This window comes from Kribbella sp. NBC_00382 (assembly GCF_036067295.1).
GTDB lineage: Bacteria > Actinomycetota > Actinomycetes > Propionibacteriales > Kribbellaceae > Kribbella.
The window spans coordinates 3,644,390-3,663,018 of record NZ_CP107954.1; the positions used below are offsets into that span (position 1 = coordinate 3,644,390).

An 18,629-nucleotide genomic window follows, 5' to 3' on the forward strand; every position below is an offset into this window, starting at 1 on the left:
GACATTTCTAAAGTTGTCGATTGCGAGCATCGAACGGCACCGGCGACCGAGGGAAAAACCTTTGGGTACTCGATCGGAACTCGAGCCGTGCGGAATGGGCGGATATCCCTTGATGTTGCTAAGCCAGTCGACGAGGCTACGTACCTGGATTGGACACGCCGAGCTATACCGGTGCCGGGTGACCTAATTTTTTCCCGCGAGGCGCCAATGGGTCAGGTCGGTGCCGTACCTGTGGCCGTCCCCGTCTGTCTGGGACAGCGCACCGTGCTACTTCGTCCCGATGATGAGCGCGTAGACGGCAGGTTCTTGCTGTACTTGCTCATGGCACCGCAGTCGCAGGCCTGGATCAACGCAAATGCCGCGGGCTCGACGGTTCTGCACCTCAATGTGGCCGATGTTCGACGCATACCAGTTCCGTTCGTTCCGGAACTCGATGAGCAGCGCCGCATCGTCGATCTCCTCGAAGACCATCTGTCCCGCCTCGATGCTGCGATTGGGTCGCTGCGCGCAGCACTTCGCCGCGCTAACACGATGGTGATGTCGTCACTCGCACATCAGGTAGGTAGAGGCCGTAGGCGTGGATACATGTCGACCATTGGTGAGCAGGCCGAGGTGATCCAGTATGGCTCAGGAGCGAAATGCGGACCCAGTACCGACGAAGATGACGTGCCGGTGCTCCGCATGGGCAATGTGAGGGACGGGGCGCTCGTCTGGAATTCACTGAAGTACCTACCTTCCGACCACCGCGATTTCCCCAAGCTATTTCTCGAGCCGGGGGATCTTCTCTTCAACCGTACAAACAGTGCAGAACTTGTGGGGAAGTCGGCAGTCTTCGATTCCGATCGCACTGCGTCCTTTGCCTCGTACTTAATAAGGGTTCGACTTCGCACCGGAGTACTTCCTGAATGGGCCAACATGGTGATCAACAGTCCGGTTGGTCGCGAGTACGTCGCGTCCGTGGTCTCTCAGCAAGTTGGCCAAGCCAACGTGAATGGGACGAAGCTAAAAGCTTTTCCCTTACCGGTTCCCCCACTAGAGGAACAGGCGCTGCGTGTGAGCGAACATGCCGTAGTCGTTGAAAGCCGAGAGCGGCTCGAAACGGCCCTCGGCACGGCGATAGCTCAGGAAGGGGGGCTACGTCGCTCGCTTCTTGCCGCCGCGTTCTCGGGTCGGCTGGCCGACGACCGTGGACTGTTCGCGGTTAGAGGGCTGGTCGGCGCGTGATTCCAGACTTTCAGACGTTGATGCGACCGGTGCTGGCTCATCTCTCGGATGGGGAGTCGAAGCGCTCTCGCGCGGTCAAGGACGCGATGGCCGCGGAGTTCGCTCTGACAGATGGGGAGCAGGCCGAGTTGCTCCCGAGCGGGCGCCAGCGGACTATCGACAATCGGGTCGCCTGGGCCCTGACGTATCTGTCGCAGGCAGGGTTGGTGGAGCGCCCTCAGCGTGGCATCGTCCGCATCAGTGACCTCGGCCGGCAGGCTCTCGACGCGAACCCGGAGCAAATTAGCCTGAAAGTGTTGGAGAAGTACCCGGCATACATTGCGTTCCGCAACCGGACCCGAGAGGTGGAAACTCCTGCAGAAAAAGCTCTACCGGCTGCCGAGCCGTCGGCGACACCGCAGGATCTGCTTGAACAGGCGGTGAGGGAAAACGGAGCCGTCATTGAGAACGAATTGCTCCAGCGTGCGCTGGCACTTCCCTCCATTGGGTTCGAGGACTTGGTGATGAAGCTGCTCGCCGAGATGGGATACGGTCACGCGGGTCGGGTTGAGCGCACCAGGGCGAGCGGCGACGCGGGGATCGACGGAATCATCAGCCAGGACCCGCTGGGACTGGACCGCATCTATGTGCAGGCCAAGAGGTACGCGACCGACAAGGTCATCCACCGGCCAACGATTCAGTCCTTCGTCGGCGCTCTCATGGGCGCACAGGGTGATCGGGGCGTGTTTATCACGACCAGCTCCTTCAGCTCCGGGGCACGCGAGGAAGCGGAGCGAGTGGCGTTCCGGATCGAGCTCATCGACGGCGCCAGGCTTGCCCAGCTCATGCTGCGTCACGGCGTCGGCGTTCAGGCAGAGACCACAGCAACGCTCTACCAGCTCGACGAAGACTTCTTCGAGGCACTCTGATGGCAACAACTTGGCCGACAGTCGCCAGCCAAGAAGGTCGGATCGAGTAGTGGCGAAGGAGACAACCACGTGATTTGGGGCCGGGACGAGCTCGAGTGGAGCGAGCTCATCGACGCGACTGGCGACTTCTTGGCCGAGCGGGGGCGCATCCGCCGCACCACCTCGTATTCAGAGCTGAACTCGGTCCTGCATCGGCGCACAGGTGCTCGTCCGTTCGACTTTACGAAGGACAGCGAGCGCGCCGCGATGGGAGCACTGCTAGGGGAGGTCGCAAAGAGGGATCTGTCGAAGGTGGGCGCGCTCGTCTCGTCGATCGTGCTCTACCTAAACGAGAACGACGCCGGCACTGGCTTCTATAGCCTAGCTGCACAGTTGGGCTCCTCGCTTCAAGGCCGACAGCAGACCAGCGGCTCATCTTCTGGACCAATCAAGTGAAGGCAACCTATGACTACTACTCCTGACGCACGTCGGCTCGTCGACAAGCTGTGGTCCTATTGCAACGTATTGCGCGACGACGGCGTCGGTGTCATCGAATATACCGAGCAGCTGACCTTCCTTCTGTTCCTGAAGATGGCGCACGAGCGTTCAACCCGGAGATTGAACCCGCAGCAGATCGTTCCGGACGAATACTCGTGGCAGCTGCTGCTCGATGCAGAGGGAACGGCCCTGGAGCTGGAGTACACCAGGATCCTCGTCGGCCTGGCGCAGCAGCCTGGAACGCTCGGCACCATCTTCCGCAAGGCGCAGAACCGCATTCAGGATCCTGCGAAGCTCAAGCGGCTCATCGTCGACCTCATCGATCAGGAGAACTGGTCCGCCTCTGGAACCGACCTCAAGGGGGATGCGTACGAGGAACTGCTCTCCAAGGGCGCATCAGACAAGGGCTCTGGAGCTGGTCAGTACTTCACGCCGCGCGACCTGATTCGGGCGATCGTCGATGTCGTCGACCCCAAGCCGGCAGACACCGTCGTCGACCCAGCCTGCGGCACTGGCGGCTTCCTTCTGGTTGCTCACGAGCACGCCTCAGAGGGTGCTGAAAACCTCACGCCGACGCAGCGCGAGCACCTGCGCGACCGGTTCGTCTCTGGCATCGAACTGGTTGACGGAACTGCGCGATTGGCCGCGATGAACCTCCTGCTCCATGGCATTGGTACACCGGACGGCGACTCGCTGATCGACGTCCGGGACGCGCTTATCGCGGACCCCGGCCAGCGGTGGTCCGTCGTGCTGTCCAATCCGCCGTTCGGCCGGAAGTCGTCGTTGACAATGGTCGGCGCGGACGGACGCGAGGTGCGTGAGGACCTGGAAATCGAGCGGCAGGACTTCGTCGTCACGACGGGCAACAAGCAGCTCAACTTCCTGCAGCACATCATGACGACGCTCGACATCAACGGACGCGCTGCGGTCGTGCTGCCGGACAACGTCCTCTTCGAGGGCGGAGCTGGCGAGACCCTGCGCCGCAAACTGTTGGCTGACTTCGATCTGCACACGATGCTTCGTCTGCCGACCGGGATTTTCTACGCCCAGGGCGTGAAGGCGAACGTGCTGTTCTTTGACAAGAAGCCTGCGTCAGAGCTGCCGTGGACAAAAACATTCTGGGTCTACGACCTGCGGACCAACCAACACTTCACCCTCAAGCAGAACCCGTTACGTCGTCAGCACCTCGATGAGTTCGTCGACTCCTATCTCACCGGCAAGGCTCGCGACGAGCGGGTCGAGTCTGAGCGCTGGAAGCCATTCCCGTACGACGAGCTCATCTCTCGCGACAAGGTCAATCTCGATATCACCTGGCTACGTGACGACTCGCTCGAGGACGCTGACAACCTTCCCGCGCCCGAGATCATCGCCCGCGAGATCGTCGAGGACCTTACCGCAGCGCTCGTGGAGTTCGAAGCGGTAGCGGCTGCACTCGAGAACGCGGTCCCGGAGTAGGCGGCTCCTCACCGCCATTGCCGACGTGGTCCTCGTCCAAGACTTGGCGAGGGGCACTTCGACTATGTCCAGCGCCGAACCGGCGCTCCGCGACATGCTCGCTCGCCGACCGACCCCTCTCGCCGCCGTGGCTTGGTCACTCGTAACAAGGCATTGGCTGTTGCCTCCTGATGACTTGGCTGAAGATCAGTCTGGGATCGCGCTGCGGCGGGGGCTGCTGGCCGAAACACGTCAGACAGACGGTGATCGTCGACCGGCGGCTGATCCCGCCCGATCAGACCCAAGTCCCGGCGCAACTCTGCGATCGAGAACCGTCGTGGCTCGACTAGGCGCTTGCGGGCCTGGGAGTCGGGGCTGCCCGCGATCTCCTAACCTCCCTCCAGGTCCGATGGAGGACTCTGAATCCATGAAGCATCGCTAGTCAGGTAGCTGTCGGATCTCTTGAGGATCGCCGACGACCACTGCGCGGTGGAATTCTGTCAACTGGTGAGGTGAATTGGAGTTCGCGGCCGACAGAAGGTCAGCCCGCCAGTGACGCTGCGCTGCGTGGTCGCTCATCCGTTGGCCTTGAAGATGCGCCGCGGCCGGAGGCGCGGAAATCCTGCGACGAGGTCGCGTGAGATTCGATGCGTCGGAAACCTGTGGTGGAAAGCATCCTGGCGCACGATCTTGCAGATTCAGATCGTGTCGCCCATTCTGGGGCAACGGAGTGTAGCGGTGACGACACTCGATTGGCGTCCTGCGGCGAGGGGAGCAACCAGGGTTCTGCTGGTAGTCCGCAAGGAGGGTCCGTGGGGCGTACTGACGAACGAAAACACGGCAAGGCGCGCGCTGGCGCCGACCCGGTCGACGACTTCGGGAGGCGCTTGGATGAGGCCGTGTCGAAGTTTGGTTCGCTTGTTGCGCCCAAGTTGCGTGCGGGCGTAGGTCAGTCGGAGGCAAACCTCACCTCAGCAGTAGAAGCGCTCTTGCTTGATGTCGCTCGCCTGCTCGGTTTGCAGGCACTCGTTCACAGCGAAGCTCCTGAACGTTCTTTGGGGATTCGACCCGATCTGGCTGTAGACGTGGCAGGCGCCCGGATCGGGGTCGTCGAACTGAAGGCTCCGGGTATGGGCGTGCCGGGCGGCACGCGATGGGGAAAGACGCGCGATCGCTCGCAGTGGGAACGCTTCAAAGCCTTGCCGAACGTCATGTATACCGACGGTTCCACCTGGGCTGTCTATCATTACGGGCAACCTATCGGCCTGCCGATCGTACTTGAAGGGGATCTGACTCGCGCTGGATCCAGACTCCGACCGCGCGATAGCGGATTCGCTTCCCTGATGAGCACTTTCCTGCTTTGGGAGCCCACGGCGCCGCGAGATCTACGGACGCTGATCAAGATCTCGGCGGGCCTGTGCTCCTTCCTGCGGGAAGAAGTGAGCGAATCAGTGCGCAAGGAGCGCAAGGGCGATTCGCGGCCGTTATTCACGGAGCATCTTGCGGACTGGCAGGAGTGGCTCTTCCCAGATCTCACTGACGACGAGTTCATCGACGCCTACGCTCAGACGATTACGTTCGGGCTCCTCCTTGCGAGACGAGAGGGGGTGATCTTCGAGGGCCTTGAGATCCCGGACGTTGGCGAACGCTTGGCGAAGCGCCACCTGTTGGTAGGCCGGGCCCTGTCTATCCTCACTGCCCGCCCGGATCGCGGACTTAGCGTCGAGGAACGTAGCGTTGCACTACAAACCATGAGGCGGGTAATCGGCGCAGCCGATTGGAGTCGGTGGCCCTCCGCCGGCTCGTACCACTGGCTCTACGAGGAGTTCCTCCAGGCCTACGACCCGGCGCTGCGGAAGCAGACCGGTGCCTACTACACGCCGGCCCCTATTGCCGACTTCATGGCACGCTTCGTGGACGAGGTTCTGCGGACTCAACTCCGTATAGGGACCGGCCTCTCGGACCCGGCCGTCGTCGTACTAGATCCGGCTATGGGCACCGGGACTTTCTTGCAGAGCGTTCTCGACCGGGTCGCTGAGACTACCGCCGGCGAGGGTGGTGATGTCCCGGCATCGCTGAGGGCGCTGCTCAGCAGGATGATCGGATTCGAGCGCCAGATCGGACCGTACGCGGTAGCGGAGTTGAAGCTGGACCGAGCTTTGGATACCCACAACGCCGAGGCGAAAGGCGAAGACTTCCGGCTCTACGTGGCCGACACGCTTGACGATCCGAATAAGGTTCCACTTCCCGTGCGAGCGCGGCTGTACGCACCTCTTGCCGATTCACGCCGGGCGGCAAACAAGGTGAAGGCCGAGGAACAGGTGATGGTAGTCCTCGGTAACCCTCCGTATCGCGCACGAGCGAAGAGCTACGGGAAGTGGGTACTTCACGCCGACCGGAAGGGGAGCGCGTTGCTGGACGACTTCCGCGAAGAGAGCAACGGGAAGCATGAGCACAAGCTTCATGACCTGGCCATCTACTTCTGGCGATGGGCTCTGTGGAAGGCGTTCGAGTCGACCCCGGACTCGGCGGCCGGGGTGGTCGCGTTCATCACGACCCAGGCCTATCTCGACGGACCGGCATTCGCTGGCATGCGCCGCTACCTGCGGCGGCAGGCCGACCGAGGGTGGATCATCGACCTTTCGCCGGAGGGCCATCGGTCGAGCATCAACACTCGTGTGTTTCCCGGGGTCCCCCACCCGGTGTGCATCGGAATTTTCGTAAGGCAAGCAACCGCGAATCCGACCGTACCTGCCACGATTCTGCACACGTCGGTGCAGGGCACGCAGGCGGTCAAGTTCGCAGCGCTCGACGACCTCGGCGCGTCCACCGAGGGTTGGAGTGGCTGCGCACGAGACTGGACCGCGCCACTTCGGCCAGTCAGGCAAGACTCATGGGCTCAGTACCCGCAAGTCGGAGACCTGTTCCCGGCAGGTTCCTTGGGGTTCACGACCAACAGGGCCTGGGTGCATTCGCCCAGCGCCACGATTCTTCGGGAGCGGTGGCGTCGCTTCGTGTTGGCGTCAGCGAACGAGAAGCGGGGGCTTCTCAAGGAGACCCGAGACAGGACGATAGATAAGGTTCTTCCATCTCACCTCGTCGGCAGGCATCGCGTGTCTCTGCGCAACGAGAAAACGCGTTCGACCAACTTGTCCGCTGTCGGATACCGGAGCTTTGATCGGCAGTACCTCATTTCCGATCAGCGCGTCATCGATTTTCCACGGCCGGCTTTGTGGAACTCACACAGCGAACAGCAGGTCTATTTGGTGACCCAGGTCAACGATCCGATCACCGGCGGACCAGCAGCAGTGTTCAGTCGGTACGTACCAGATGTGCACTTCTACAAAGGCCGAGGCGGCCGGGTGCACCCTCTGTATTGTGATGCGACCGCCCTGGTGCCGAATATCGCTCCCGGGCTGACGAAACTGCTTCGGAAGGTGTTGGCTACCGCCGTCTCCGATGCAGATGTCATGGCGTACGTCGCGTCTGTCATCGCGCACTCTGACTATTCGAACCGCTTCCGCGACCAACTTCAGCAAGGTGGGCCTCGGGTGCCGATGACCTCGGATCCAAAGCTGTGGCGAGAGGCAGTCGAGATCGGTCGAGAGGTCATCTGGTTGCACACCTACTTCGAGTTCTTCGAAGAAGCTGTACCCAGAGCGGCACAGGATGCACACCTGGCCCGGCGACCTGCAGTGCTCACACCGATCCCCGGCTCAGCGGAAGAGATGCCCGACACGGTCGAACACGCCGGGGATGACCGGCTTCTGAAAGTTGGCCTTGGCCGGATCGGACCTGTCAGTGAGGCAGCCTGGGATTACGAGGTCTCGGGTATGCGCGTTATCAAGCACTGGTTCGACTACCGGAAAAGGACCCCCGCTGGTCGGCGTGGTGGGTCCGACTTGGACACAATAGTCGCGGATCGATGGACTCTTGCGATGACCGAGGAGCTTCGTTCCCTTGTCGCGGTGATCGAAGGCTGTGTGGCTCTCGAATCACGTCAGGCGGATCTGCTACAACGAGTCCTGGCAGGGAGACTAATCATGATCGGAGATCTGACGGCTGCTTCTGTGCTTCCTCCACCAGCGGCGGCGCGACGGCTGACGATCGCTGGCGACGATCGCCTGTTCTGAGGACCTCAATTGCTTGCCCGTTACCCAACGCGCATGTCGTCTTTCCTGCTCACCGACCCGAGCTGTCTTGCGGTGAGCCCGGAGGCGAGCGGATCCGCGAGGCAGCGGGCGAAGACAGGTCCGCAACGTCTTGCCCTGGCGTGTAGATCAGGTTAGCCGAATGGACTCGTCAACGCTGGACTGGGCATATTGACATCTCGCGGGGCGCGCAGCTCCTCGTGGGCTTCCATAGCTCTGTGATTCGGACCTCCAGCCGATCGAGCGCTGCGCGGATAGCGTCAAAAGGCTGCTGGATGCCTGCGCCGCATACCGCCAGGCAGATATCGCAGCTTCGCCAATGGCGGAGGCGACACAGATCTGTGCAGAACTGCTAGTCAGGTCTCTCGGCGATGAAGGCCAAAGCAGTGTGCTCTCACACTCGTCTTCGTGCATCGGCGATGGCAAGATGCTTGCTCGAGGCGCGGGGGCCGAAGAGTCCAGCGGATCGTTGAGTCTGCGCCGATAGAGCCAGCCCGAATGTTTCGCCAGAGTGAAACCTGTGGGGAGAGTTGAGATGGCCAAGACATTCGAAAGCGGAGACGTGCCGCTGGCGGATCTACTGAACCAAGCGCGTCAGGGGGTACTGCAACTTCCGGACTTTCAACGCGGATGGGTGTGGGACGACGACCATATCGTCAGCTTGCTCGCGTCGGTCTCTCGGTCGTTTCCGATCGGCGCAGTGATGACGCTGGAAACTGGGAACTCTGATGTGCGTTTTCTCCCCAGGCTGTTGGAGGGGGTCGAGTCTCCCACGGCGATGACCGAACCGAAGTATCTGTTGCTCGATGGACAGCAACGTACGACGTCGCTCTACTTGGCGCTCCGTTCCGGGTTGCCGGTCCGCACCCGGGATACTCGGAAGAATGAGGTGGAGCGAAGGTACTTCGCCGACATCGACGCCTGCATCGACCCGGATGCTGACCGGAACGATGCAATCCTGTCTCTTCCGGCTGACAGACGGCGGCTCAGCTCCCGCGGGGAAGTCCTGGTTGATGCCTCGACCACCGAAGCGCAGGTAAGAGCGGGCAAAGCCGGACTTTTCCCGCTCGACATTGTGCTCGATCAGAACGCCACCCTTGATTGGCAGTATGCCTTCTTGCAGGCAGGCGACTCGATGGACAAACAGTTGCAGGTATGGAAAGGGTTCCAGGAGGCGCTGATATCGCCCTTCTTGCACTACAGCGTTCCTCGGATCGCACTTGACCAGAAGACCTCCAAGGAGGCCGTCTGCCAGGTCTTCGAGAAGGTCAACACGGGTGGTGTTGAGCTGACGGTCTTCGAGCTACTGACGGCGACGTTCGCCGCTGAGAACTTTCGGTTGCGCGACGACTGGGAACGGCGGCAGGCGACCTGGGCTGAGGAGCCGCTGCTGGCAGACCTGGACGCAACGACCTTTTTGCAGATCGTCACGTTGCTCTGGACGCGGAGCCGTTGGGAAGAACGCACGCGGGATCGTGTTCGGGGGGACCGAGTGCCGGCAGTATCCGCCAAACGCCGCGAAATGCTGTCCCTGCCGCTAAGTGGATACCGGCGCTGGGCTGATGCCGTCACCGAGTCGCTGCAGCGCGTAGTCCGTTTCCTTCAAGGCGAGCGCATCTTCAGGGCTCGTGACCTTCCCTACAGCACTCAACTCGTCCCGTTGACTGCGATCCTGACGCTGCTCGGCGATGGCGCATTCACACCCGGTCCGCGGGCGCAGCTGCGGCGGTGGTATTGGTGCGGCGTTTTCGGTGAGCTGTATGGCGGCACCACCGAGACCCGGTTCGTCAATGACCTCCAGGACATGCTTGCCTGGATCCAAGATGAGGCTGAGGAGCCGCGCACGGTTCGTGAGTCGCAGTTCCAGGCGGAGCGGCTGCTCGGCCTTCGTACCCGGAACAGTGCTGCGTACAAGGGCCTTTACGCGCTCGTGATGAAACGTGGAGGTCGCGACTTCCGCACTGGTGAGACGATCGATGCAAAGGCTTACACCGCCGACTCAATCGACATTCGCCACATCTTCCCGCAGAAGTGGTGCTCCGCGAACGGTATCGACAGCGCGTTCGCCAACTGCATCGTCAACAAAACGGCCATCGACGGTCAGACCTGGGGATACATTGGTGCAGGCGCTCCGAGCGGATACTTAGCCTCGCTCGAGAACGGTGTACCGGTGACTCCGCAAGACCTGGACGCGATTGTCACCAGCCACGACATCGACCCGGTAGCGCTGCGGCAGGACGACTTCGCTGCCGTCTTCGATGCGCGGTACGAGCGCCTGATCCGCCACATCGAGGATGCGACCGGCCGACCGGTGAACAGGGGAGACGAACGGGGCAGCCCATTCGTCTCGAACCGGGGCGGTGCTGCGCTCGCGCGGGGGATCCAGTCACTGATCAAAGCCGGCGAGAGCAAGGTCATCGAGTTCAAGTCCACTGGCCGGAAGAACTTGTCGACCGGGCAAAAGGATCGCGCAATCGAGTGGGCGGTGATCAAGACGGTCGCCGGCTTCATGAACGGTCACGGCGGGACGCTCCTTGTTGGCGTCGAGGATGACGGGTCGGTGCTGGGTCTGGAGGAGGACCTCACCATCTTCTCGAAGAAGAACACCGACGCGTGGGAACAGTGGCTGACCGAACTGCTCGTACAGGACTTCGGGAAGGCTGTGACGGCCAACGTGACGGTTAGATTCGGCAGCGTCGACGAACGCACGGTGGCCCGGATAGACATTGCGCCCGCCTCCGAACCGGTCTACACCCGCCGAACAAAGCTCGGGGCGAAGGGAGCAGTCTTCCTCGTCCGGCTGAACAACACGACGCACGAGCTCGACGGACCTGATGCCTATGCTTATCAGCACAATCGATGGTTCAAGTAATCGCGTGCGCGGTCGGTCGGCGTCGGCCGAAATCGCGCCGACGGTGACTGCGTCGTTGTTGTCAGACGCGGAGGCTGGGTGCGCTGTGCTGACGGGGGGTCGAGGACCACGATCCGTTAGGTGGTATCTGACGGCGGGTGGAAGTCTCAAGTGTGTGAGCTCGGATCAGCCGCCTGAAGAGGCGTAGTTCGCCCCGTCATCGTCTCGTCCGAAGGTCTGCGGGCATTCTCGAACCGCTTATGGCTAGGTAGTTGAGACGGTGTCGACTCCGGTCGCTATGGGCGAAGGTGGATCTTCGGCCTCAGCTGGCGCGCAGACGTCGCGGAGGGTTGCTGGCCAGTTTTGGGCAATCCAGGGCGACCGTGGATGACTACATCGACCGGCGGATGGGAATCCGGAGGTGGCGGAGCAGGTGGAGGACGCGTTGCGGAGGATCCACGAGCAGGGTCAGCCAGTGTTGGCGGAGATCGCGCCCTGGCAGTATCTCGCAACTGGGTTCGCCCAACGGCCAGTTGCTATGAGGCCGGGCTGGGCAGTGCGGTTGATGGCGCGCGGAGCGCGCAGTAGGCGGGCGCAGCCCGCAGGAGGTCGGGTGGGCGGGAGCGGGCGTAGCTGGTGCGACGGAGGAGCGCCTGCGGAGCGCGCGTGGGAAGAAGTATTTTGAGCCGACGAGGGGACTCGAACCCCTAACCACCGCTTTACAAGAGCGGTGCGCTGCCAGTTGCGCCACGTCGGCGGGTGCACCGGAGTGCGGGTCCATCGTAGTGGATGGGTGGCGGGGGGTGGGTTGGGGTTAGTTCGGGGTGTTGAGGGTGGCTATGGGGCGGCGGAGGGCTTGGGCGCCGGGGACTGCGATTAGGGCTACGGCTGCCATCACTAGGAAGGCGGGCTTTGGGTGGTTTACGAGTAGGCCTACGAGGGTGGCTACTAGTAGGCCGCCTAGGTTGCCGGACATCCAGATTAGGCCGGCGGCTGTGCCTTCTGCTTCGCCGGTTCGGCGTTCTACCAGTTCTAGGACTATGGGTAGGGCGGGGAGCAGGAGGAAGCCGATCAGGGTTATGGCTATGAAGGCCATGGCTTGGCCGGGCCAGAGGGCTAGGGCGGCGCAGGCTAGGGCGGTGAAGGAGAGGCTGGCTACCAGTAGGGCGGCTTCGGCGTGGTGGCGGACTACTAGGACTGGGACTACGGCGCTGCCCACGACTCCGGCTACTACGTTGACTAGAAGGATTGTGGAGGCGGTGCCGGCGGAGACGCCAGCCGGTTCCAGTAGGGCCTGGGAGAAGGTGGTCATGGCTACGAAGACGCCGAAGGGGAAGATCGCTAGGACGCAGAGGCGGCGGATCAGGGGGTCGGACCAGGCGATTTTCAGGGCGTTGCGGTCTGGGCGGTGGTGAAGGGGTTTGTGTTCGCCGGGGGTGCGTAGGGCAACTATTAGCCAGGCGGCGGCGATCACGGAGAAGATTGCTGTTAGCCACAGCATGGTGGGGAGGTCGTTGCTCTTGGGGAGGATTGCTGAGAGGGCGAAGGCGATGACCATGCCGGCGAAGATGCTGGCGGTGCCGGCGGCGATGCCGGTTGGGCGGTCTTTTTCGGCCAGGTAGCGGCCGGTGATGCCGGTGACGGCGTTGAGGACGAACGGCTGGGCGACGGAGGCCAGGATCTGTCCGGCCAGCAGCCAGCCGTAGTCGTCACCGACGAGTCGCAGGAGCGCGCCGAGCGCTGTCAGTACGGCGCCGAAGATAAGGCCGCTGCGGAACCATTTGTCGAGGATGAGGCCGGCGGGGATTGCCAGTACGACGTACAGGAGTGGGAAGACCTGGGCTAGCCAGCCGATCGCGCTCTCTGAGACGTCGTACCGTTCGGCGGCGACCGTTGTGACGCCGGCGAAGTTCAGCCAGACGAGTTGGGTTGCCGCTCCTACGACCGCGAATGCGGCAATCGCTCCCCAGCGACTGCGCAGCTTGACCTCCACCATTCGACTGCTCCCTCCCCAATGATTACCGCAGAGTAGCGCGCACTCGGCGGTCGATGAACCGGCGTACGACCGGTGCGAGCAGTGGACCGAGCCCGGACAGTGTGGCGATGCCGGGGTCGGAGTAGACGGCGAAACGCCGGTGTTCGATCGCGCGGACGATGTCGGAGGCAACCTTCTCGGCGGTGATCGGTTTGATCGTGCCGGAGATGGCGGCGGTCTCGGCGGGCTTGTAGAGGTTCTCCTCGGCGAGCTGCGGCGTGTCCACATCGGGCGGGAAGACGCACGCGACATGCACCCCGGCCGGTTTCAGCTCGCTGCGCAAAGCCTCCATCAAGCCCCGTACTGCGAACTTCGCCGGCGCGTACGCCGAATAGCCGAAGAAGCCGAGTAGGGCGGTACTGGAGCTGATCGCCACGATGGAGCCACGGCCCCGCGAGACCATTCCCGGCGCGACCGCGCGAATGGCATACAGCGTGCCGAAGTAGTCGACCTCGATCATGCTCCGGAACACCTCGTCGGACAGCTCGAGGAAATGGCCGGGCCGCGCCAACCCGGCCGCCGTGATCAACACATCGCATGGCCCTGCTTCAGCGACGAAACCGTCGATAGCCGCAGTCAACGCAGCCTGGTCGGCGACGTCTACGGCCGCAGTGCGGACAAGGGCCCCGCCTGAGCGCAACTCGAAAGCCGCCGACTCCAAGCGGTCGGCGCCGCGGGCGATCAGGGAGACCGAAGCACCCCGGGAAGCCAGCAGCCGGGCCGTCGCCAGCCCGATTCCGCTCGATCCGCCGGTGACGACAACATGAGCGTTGCTCACTTTTGTCATGGAGAGACCCTGCCACGGAACTCAGCCTTCTGGATAGAAGAGAAACAGAACGCAACCTTCCCGGGACTGCGGGACGTGGGACGAGCCGGCCGGGGCGTGGATGAAGGAGCCGGCGGGGTAGTCGCGGATGCCGTCGTTGAAGACCCCGCTGACGACGAAGACCTCCTCCGGGCCCGGGGCATGGACGTCGATGCCTTCCCACACTGAGCCAGGCTCCATCTCGAGCACATGGGCGGAGGCGATGTCGCCCTTCCAGAGGGTCCGGAGGTGGATGCCTGGGAAGAGCTCGCGGGCGGGCATGTCGGAGGCCAAGGCGCATTCGAAGTTCTGCATGGCCACGATTCTTCAGTTATCCACAGGGTTGTCCCCAGTGTCTGGATAGTCTCGATCAGGTACTTTTCTGCCATGGGAACTCACCGGGTTGTTGCGCTGGTGACGGCGCCGCAGGGGAGTTTTGAGTTGGGATGTGCGGCGACGGTGTTCCGGGACGAGCGGTATTCGTTCGAGGTGTGCACCGAGCGGCCGGGGGCGGTTGCGACGCTTGAAGGCTTCGACATGCTCGTCACGGCTGGGTTGGAGGCGATCGGAGGTGCGGACACGGTTGTCGTGCCGGGGTGGCTGCCGCTCAATCGTGAGCCGTCCACGGCCACGCTGGAGGCGCTCCACCGAGCGCACGGGCGTGGGGTGCGGTTGGTCAGCATCTGCTCGGGGGCGTTTCTCCTGGCGGCGACCGGGCTGCTTGATGGGCGACGGGTCGCCACCCATTGGCGGTACGCCGATGAGCTCCAGCGCAGGTTTCCCGCAGTACAGGTCGATCCGGATGTGCTCTACATCGACCACGGCGACATCGCGACGAGTGGCGGCTCGGGTACCGGGATCGACCTGTGCCTCCAGTTGGTCCGAGCCGACCACGGAGCCGCCTATGCCAGCCGGATTGCGCGGCGGATGGTGATGCCGCCGCATCGGGAGGGCGGCCAGGTCCAGTACCGGGCGGAGCCGGATGCGGCGCCAACAGAGTCTCTTGGTGAGCTGCTGGACTGGGCGGCCGAGCACCTGGAGGAGCCCATGAGCATCGATGACTTGGCAGCCAGGATCAACGTCTCCGCACGAACTCTCGCGAGACGGTTCGCAGTGCAGCTCGGCATGCCCCCGGGGCAATGGTTGCTGGCCCAGCGGATCGCCCGGACCCGCGCGTTGCTGGAGGAGACGGACCTGCCGATCGAGACGATCGCCACCAGGGTTGGGCTGTCGTCGGCAACCAACTTGCGGCGGCGGTTCTATGCCGCAGTACGGACGACTCCCAGCGCGTACCGCCGCGCCTTCAGTTGACGATGGGGAAGGCAGCAGCGAGGGTTGGGAATTGATGATGCGGCCAGGGGGATGAGTATGGGTGGAGCCCGGATCGACCTGTCTGTGGTCGATGGCGGTGGAGCGGTGGTGGCTGTGGCCGGGATCATGGACATTCCGGTCGCAATGGCCCTGCGCCGGGTGCTCCTGGAGGCCGCCGAGATGCGGGCCGGTGCATTGCGGCTCCAGCTGGACATTCCGGTCAACGGGGCTGAGTTGCTGGCGCAGATCCTGCGGGACGCGCAGGCGAGGTTCCGAGCCAAGGGCCGCAACCTGGTCGTGGCGACGCCCAACCCCGCGGTCGCGAAGCTGCTGGCCGGCGCCAACGTCGCGGCGGAGCTCGAATAACCCTGGGTACAGGACGGCGTGCGGCTGAGAAGAGTCAACGTCGACCGGCCCGGCTTCACCCGGCGCAAGCGGGGTACCGGATTCAGCTATCTCGATGCTGAGGGCAACGTGATCCGGGACGCCGAGGTGATCGAGCGGATCAAGTCCCTCGCGATCCCGCCCGCGTGGCAGGACGTCTGGATCAGCCCGCACCCCAACGGGCATATCCAGGCCGTCGGCAACGATGAGGCCGGCCGGCGCCAGTACCTGTACCACGACGAGTGGCGGACGGCTCAGGATGCGGACAAGCACGAGCGGGTACGCCGCCTAGCGCGCCGCCTGCCCACCTTCCGCAAAGCGGTCGACCGCGATCTGTGTTCGCAAGGCCTCACCCAGGAGCGCGTGCTCGCGGTGGCGCTCAGGATGCTCGACCATGGCGTGTTCCGGACCGGCAATACGCAGTACGCCGAGGAGTACGGCAGTCGGGGAGCGGCGACCCTGCTGCGAGCAGATGTGAAAGTCCGCAAAGGCCTACTGGTCTTCGACTTCACCGCGAAGGGCGGAATCCGGCGGACGCTCGAGCTGGAGGACGCCAAGCTGGTCACGGCGGTCACCGCGCTCAAGCGCAGCCGGCACGAGAGCCCACACCTGCTGGTCTATCGGGACCGTGACGGTTGGCACGATCTCGATGCCGATCAGATCAATGGGCGCTTCCAGGAGTTGGTCGGCGACGACTACACGGTCAAGGACCTCCGTACCTGGACGGCGACCGTGCACGCTGCCGTCGCGCTCGCCAACGCGGATCCGCCGGACACGAAGAAGGCGACTACCGCGGCGGTCAAGGCGATGCTCAGCGACGTCTCGGAGCATCTCGGCAATACGCCGGCGGTGGCGCGGGCGTCGTACGTCGATCCGCGGGTGATCGCGCAGTACGAGGAAGGCCGGACCATCGCCCGGGCGATCAGCCTGGCGGGCTCGGACAACCTCAACCGGGCCGCTGTTCGGCTGCGCTTGGAGCGTTCGGTCGCGCGGTTGCTGGGTACCGGGGCCGCAGGATGAGAGGAGTACCACCATGCCCGCAGGGTCGAGCAAGAAGCGTGAGCGGCAGTACGAGCACATCAAGGCCGGGCTGAAGAAGCGTGGTCGCAGCGAGGACACCGCCGAGGAGATCGCGGCGCGTACGGTGAACAAGGAGCGCGCCCGCGCCGGCGAGGCGAAGCAGAAGAGCAAGACCTCCACCGACGACATCTCCTCGAGCCGGCGCGGCGGCCTGCGATCGCACAGCGGGCCGCAGGGCCGGACCAAGGACCAGCTCTACAACGAGGCCAAGCAGAAGAACATCAAGGGCCGCTCGAAGATGAACAAGGCCCAACTGGAGAAAGCGGTCGGCCGCTAGCGCAGGAAGGTTCGCAAGCTGCGGACCAGTTCCTCGGGCGCGTTCTCCGCGATGTGGTGGGTCGAGTCGATGCCGTGGCCGACGATCTGCGGGCACCACGGGTGCCAGACCTCGAGCGGGTTGCCGTAGATCTCTTCCATGTCGTCGCGGGTCGACCACAGCATCATCGTCGGGCAGCCGATCTGGCGGCCGTCTCGGGATCGGCGCAGATGACCCGCTCGGCCGGCTTGGCGGTCTGGGCGAAGAACCACCAGTGCCACCACATCGCGGCGAACTTGTCACCGCACCGCTCCAGCGCCTCGACCACCGGCACACCGTCCATCACGACCAGCTTGCTCACTCGCTCGGGATGATCGAAGGCGGTGCGGTAGGCGACCTGCGAGCCACGGTCGTGCCCGACCACGGCGAAGCGGTCGTGCCCGAGCTCGGACATCAGACGGGCGACGTCGCCGGCCATCGCTCTCTTCGAGTACTGCGTATGCGCATCGTCCGCCGCCGGCTTGTCCGACTGCCCGTAGCCACGCAGGTCGGGGCAGACGACGGTGAAGTCAGCGGCCAGTGCAGGAGCAACCTGGTACCACGTGGTGTGCGTCCGGGGATGTCCGTGGAGCAGTACGACGGCGGGCCCGGACCCGCCGTGCCGAACCCGCAGGCTGACCTCGCCGACATCAATCCGGTCCATCGTGAATCCATCGAACATGTCAGCTGGCCACCTTCGATCGGGCGTCGGCGTTCCAGCTCGAGAGGAGCCGCTGGGCGAGGAGGTTGTCGAGGCCCAGGCAGCAGGCTGCTCCGAAGAGGATGTCGGGGATGGCATCGGGGTGGTCCGACGCGTAGTTGTCGCAGAGGTCGTGGGCGGCGATTTGTTCGTGGACTGCGTCGGCCTCGATGTGTTCGGTGAAGTAGTGGGCGGCAGCGGGGTCGGCGCCCAGGCGGGTTGCGCCGGCGGCGTAGCGGCGGTTGGGGAGGGTGGAGGTCATCTCGAGGGCGGCCAGGTGGCCGAGGAGGGCGCCGGTCCAGCGGCGGTGGAGGGCGAAGTAGGACATGACGTTCGAGAGCGCGAGAGTGACGGCCGGTACTTCGGGGACGTAGTGGCCGTAGGTGTCGTCGAGGTTCAGCCAGCGCATCGTCGTACGGAACAGCTCGGCGTGCATGCGGTCCGGGCGGCCGCCGCCGTACTCGTCGGCCTGGATCTCTACCAGGGCAGCCTTTGTGGCGCCGTCGAGGCGGGGGATGCCGAAGCTGTGGGGGTCGGCCTCTTTGAGTTGGTAGATCGATCTGTTCAGGACGAACTCCCTGAACTCTTCGAGCCCGGCGTGGCGTTGGAGGTAGGCCGCGAGCGACGGGCCGTCGTCGTTGTCGATCAGCTCTCGCAACAGCTGTGAAGGCTTGCCGTCAACGACAGGCCAGTACGTGGCGCGCAGCCAGTCGGACCAGCAAAGCTCGAGCGAGGCGCGGAAGGCCAGGACGCTGAGGTCCCACTCCGCATCCGGGTCGACCTCGTCGAAACCGCGGTAGTGGAGTTCGTAGCAGCACCACAGCGCCAGTTGGAGATCCTCGTCCGCCCACGGCTCGTCGGACGCGACCGGCGGACTGGGAGTGTCCGACTGGTCGAGCAGGTGGTCGATCAGCCAGCTGCTGAGCGGTCCACGGGGTGGGGGGAGGTACATGGTGGTTCTCCTTCACGGCTTC

16 protein-coding genes and 1 tRNA gene are annotated in these 18,629 nt (G+C 63.7%); 10 read left to right on the forward strand and 7 right to left on the reverse strand.

The genetic code is table 11. From position 1 onward, the window contains the following. Positions 1–171 precede the first annotated feature (171 nt). The 6 genes from OHA70_RS17825 to OHA70_RS17850 all read left to right on the forward strand — a co-directional run bounded on the left by OHA70_RS17825 (position 172) and on the right by OHA70_RS17850 (position 11,066). On the forward strand, positions 172–1,224 hold the full coding sequence (locus OHA70_RS17825) for a restriction endonuclease subunit S (protein ID WP_328333929.1): 1,053 nt from the start codon (positions 172–174) through the stop codon (positions 1,222–1,224). A 20-nt stretch (positions 1,225–1,244) separates the two neighbouring features. Further along, entirely contained in the window at positions 1,245–2,132 is an 888-nt protein-coding gene (locus tag OHA70_RS17830) for a restriction endonuclease (protein WP_328333931.1), read from the forward strand. Positions 2,133–2,201: 69 nt separating this feature from the next. Then, complete coding sequence (locus tag OHA70_RS17835) at positions 2,202–2,567, forward strand: hypothetical protein (RefSeq protein WP_328333933.1); 366 nt, start codon at positions 2,202–2,204, stop codon at positions 2,565–2,567. A 9-nt stretch (positions 2,568–2,576) separates the two neighbouring features. Beyond that, on the forward strand, positions 2,577–4,064 hold the full coding sequence (locus tag OHA70_RS17840) for a class I SAM-dependent DNA methyltransferase (protein ID WP_328333935.1): 1,488 nt from the start codon (positions 2,577–2,579) through the stop codon (positions 4,062–4,064). A 791-nt stretch (positions 4,065–4,855) separates the two neighbouring features. Next, complete coding sequence (locus OHA70_RS17845) at positions 4,856–8,176, forward strand: type ISP restriction/modification enzyme (protein WP_328333937.1); 3,321 nt, start codon at positions 4,856–4,858, stop codon at positions 8,174–8,176. Positions 8,177–8,729: 553 nt separating this feature from the next. Beyond that, positions 8,730–11,066, forward strand: coding sequence for a GmrSD restriction endonuclease domain-containing protein (locus OHA70_RS17850; RefSeq protein ID WP_328333939.1), 2,337 nt, complete (start codon positions 8,730–8,732; stop codon positions 11,064–11,066). Between the two features lie 663 nt (positions 11,067–11,729). Here the strand turns inward: OHA70_RS17850 and OHA70_RS17855 are convergent. From OHA70_RS17855 to OHA70_RS17870, 4 genes are all read right to left on the reverse strand, one after another. Continuing rightward, a tRNA-Thr gene (locus OHA70_RS17855) sits at positions 11,730–11,802 on the reverse strand. A 57-nt stretch (positions 11,803–11,859) separates the two neighbouring features. Beyond that, the gene (locus tag OHA70_RS17860; protein WP_328333941.1) at positions 11,860–13,041 is read right to left on the reverse strand and encodes an MFS transporter; all 1,182 of its coding nucleotides are present in this window, start codon (positions 13,039–13,041) and stop codon (positions 11,860–11,862) included. Positions 13,042–13,063: 22 nt separating this feature from the next. Beyond that, complete coding sequence (locus OHA70_RS17865; RefSeq protein ID WP_328333943.1) at positions 13,064–13,867, reverse strand: SDR family oxidoreductase; 804 nt, start codon at positions 13,865–13,867, stop codon at positions 13,064–13,066. Between the two features lie 21 nt (positions 13,868–13,888). Beyond that, positions 13,889–14,200: a cupin domain-containing protein gene (locus OHA70_RS17870; RefSeq protein ID WP_328333945.1), complete on the reverse strand. Its 312-nt coding sequence runs from the start codon at positions 14,198–14,200 to the stop codon at positions 13,889–13,891. A 72-nt stretch (positions 14,201–14,272) separates the two neighbouring features. Between OHA70_RS17870 and OHA70_RS17875 the strand changes: the two genes are divergently transcribed. From OHA70_RS17875 to OHA70_RS17890, 4 genes are read left to right on the forward strand one after another with little or no spacing between them, the layout of a single operon-like run. Continuing rightward, positions 14,273–15,196 carry a helix-turn-helix domain-containing protein gene (locus OHA70_RS17875; RefSeq protein ID WP_328333947.1) on the forward strand — a complete coding sequence of 308 codons (924 nt, stop codon included), beginning with the start codon at positions 14,273–14,275 and terminating at the stop codon, positions 15,194–15,196. 57 nt (positions 15,197–15,253) lie between these two features. Then, positions 15,254–15,562 carry a hypothetical protein gene (locus tag OHA70_RS17880; RefSeq protein ID WP_328333949.1) on the forward strand — a complete coding sequence of 103 codons (309 nt, stop codon included), beginning with the start codon at positions 15,254–15,256 and terminating at the stop codon, positions 15,560–15,562. 18 nt (positions 15,563–15,580) lie between these two features. Continuing rightward, a complete protein-coding gene (locus OHA70_RS17885) occupies positions 15,581–16,600 on the forward strand; it encodes a DNA topoisomerase IB (protein ID WP_328333951.1) in 1,020 nt (339 codons plus the stop codon). A 13-nt stretch (positions 16,601–16,613) separates the two neighbouring features. Then, positions 16,614–16,937, forward strand: coding sequence for a plasmid stabilization protein (locus OHA70_RS17890; protein WP_328333953.1), 324 nt, complete (start codon positions 16,614–16,616; stop codon positions 16,935–16,937). Here the strand turns inward: OHA70_RS17890 and OHA70_RS17895 are convergent. The 3 genes from OHA70_RS17895 to OHA70_RS17905 are packed head-to-tail and all read right to left on the reverse strand — an operon-like array spanning position 16,934 to position 18,607. Next, the gene (locus OHA70_RS17895; RefSeq protein WP_328333955.1) at positions 16,934–17,104 is read right to left on the reverse strand and encodes a hypothetical protein; all 171 of its coding nucleotides are present in this window, start codon (positions 17,102–17,104) and stop codon (positions 16,934–16,936) included. The genes OHA70_RS17890 and OHA70_RS17895 overlap by 4 nt on opposite strands. Continuing rightward, positions 17,101–17,637, reverse strand: coding sequence for an alpha/beta fold hydrolase (locus tag OHA70_RS17900; RefSeq protein ID WP_328333957.1), 537 nt, complete (start codon positions 17,635–17,637; stop codon positions 17,101–17,103). The genes OHA70_RS17895 and OHA70_RS17900 overlap by 4 nt, the downstream gene beginning before the upstream one ends. A 1-nt stretch (position 17,638) precedes the next feature. Next, on the reverse strand, positions 17,639–18,607 hold the full coding sequence (locus tag OHA70_RS17905; protein ID WP_328333959.1) for an iron-containing redox enzyme family protein: 969 nt from the start codon (positions 18,605–18,607) through the stop codon (positions 17,639–17,641). Positions 18,608–18,629: the final 22 nt, after the last annotated feature.

Coding starts and splice junctions, on each gene's coding strand:
- OHA70_RS17830 (WP_328333931.1), top strand. CDS start 1,245: ATGCGACCGGTGCTGGCTCATCTCTCGGATGGGGAGTCGAAGCGCTCT.
- OHA70_RS17840 (WP_328333935.1), top strand. CDS start 2,577: ATGACTACTACTCCTGACGCACGTCGGCTCGTCGACAAGCTGTGGTCC.
- OHA70_RS17850 (WP_328333939.1), top strand. CDS start 8,730: ATGGCCAAGACATTCGAAAGCGGAGACGTGCCGCTGGCGGATCTACTG.
- OHA70_RS17860 (WP_328333941.1), bottom strand. CDS start 13,041: ATGGTGGAGGTCAAGCTGCGCAGTCGCTGGGGAGCGATTGCCGCATTC.
- OHA70_RS17865 (WP_328333943.1), bottom strand. CDS start 13,867: ATGACAAAAGTGAGCAACGCTCATGTTGTCGTCACCGGCGGATCGAGC.
- OHA70_RS17870 (WP_328333945.1), bottom strand. CDS start 14,200: ATGCAGAACTTCGAATGCGCCTTGGCCTCCGACATGCCCGCCCGCGAG.
- OHA70_RS17875 (WP_328333947.1), top strand. CDS start 14,273: ATGGGAACTCACCGGGTTGTTGCGCTGGTGACGGCGCCGCAGGGGAGT.
- OHA70_RS17880 (WP_328333949.1), top strand. CDS start 15,254: ATGGGTGGAGCCCGGATCGACCTGTCTGTGGTCGATGGCGGTGGAGCG.
- OHA70_RS17890 (WP_328333953.1), top strand. CDS start 16,614: ATGCCCGCAGGGTCGAGCAAGAAGCGTGAGCGGCAGTACGAGCACATC.
- OHA70_RS17895 (WP_328333955.1), bottom strand. CDS start 17,104: ATGATGCTGTGGTCGACCCGCGACGACATGGAAGAGATCTACGGCAAC.
- OHA70_RS17900 (WP_328333957.1), bottom strand. CDS start 17,637: ATGTTCGATGGATTCACGATGGACCGGATTGATGTCGGCGAGGTCAGC.
- OHA70_RS17905 (WP_328333959.1), bottom strand. CDS start 18,607: ATGTACCTCCCCCCACCCCGTGGACCGCTCAGCAGCTGGCTGATCGAC.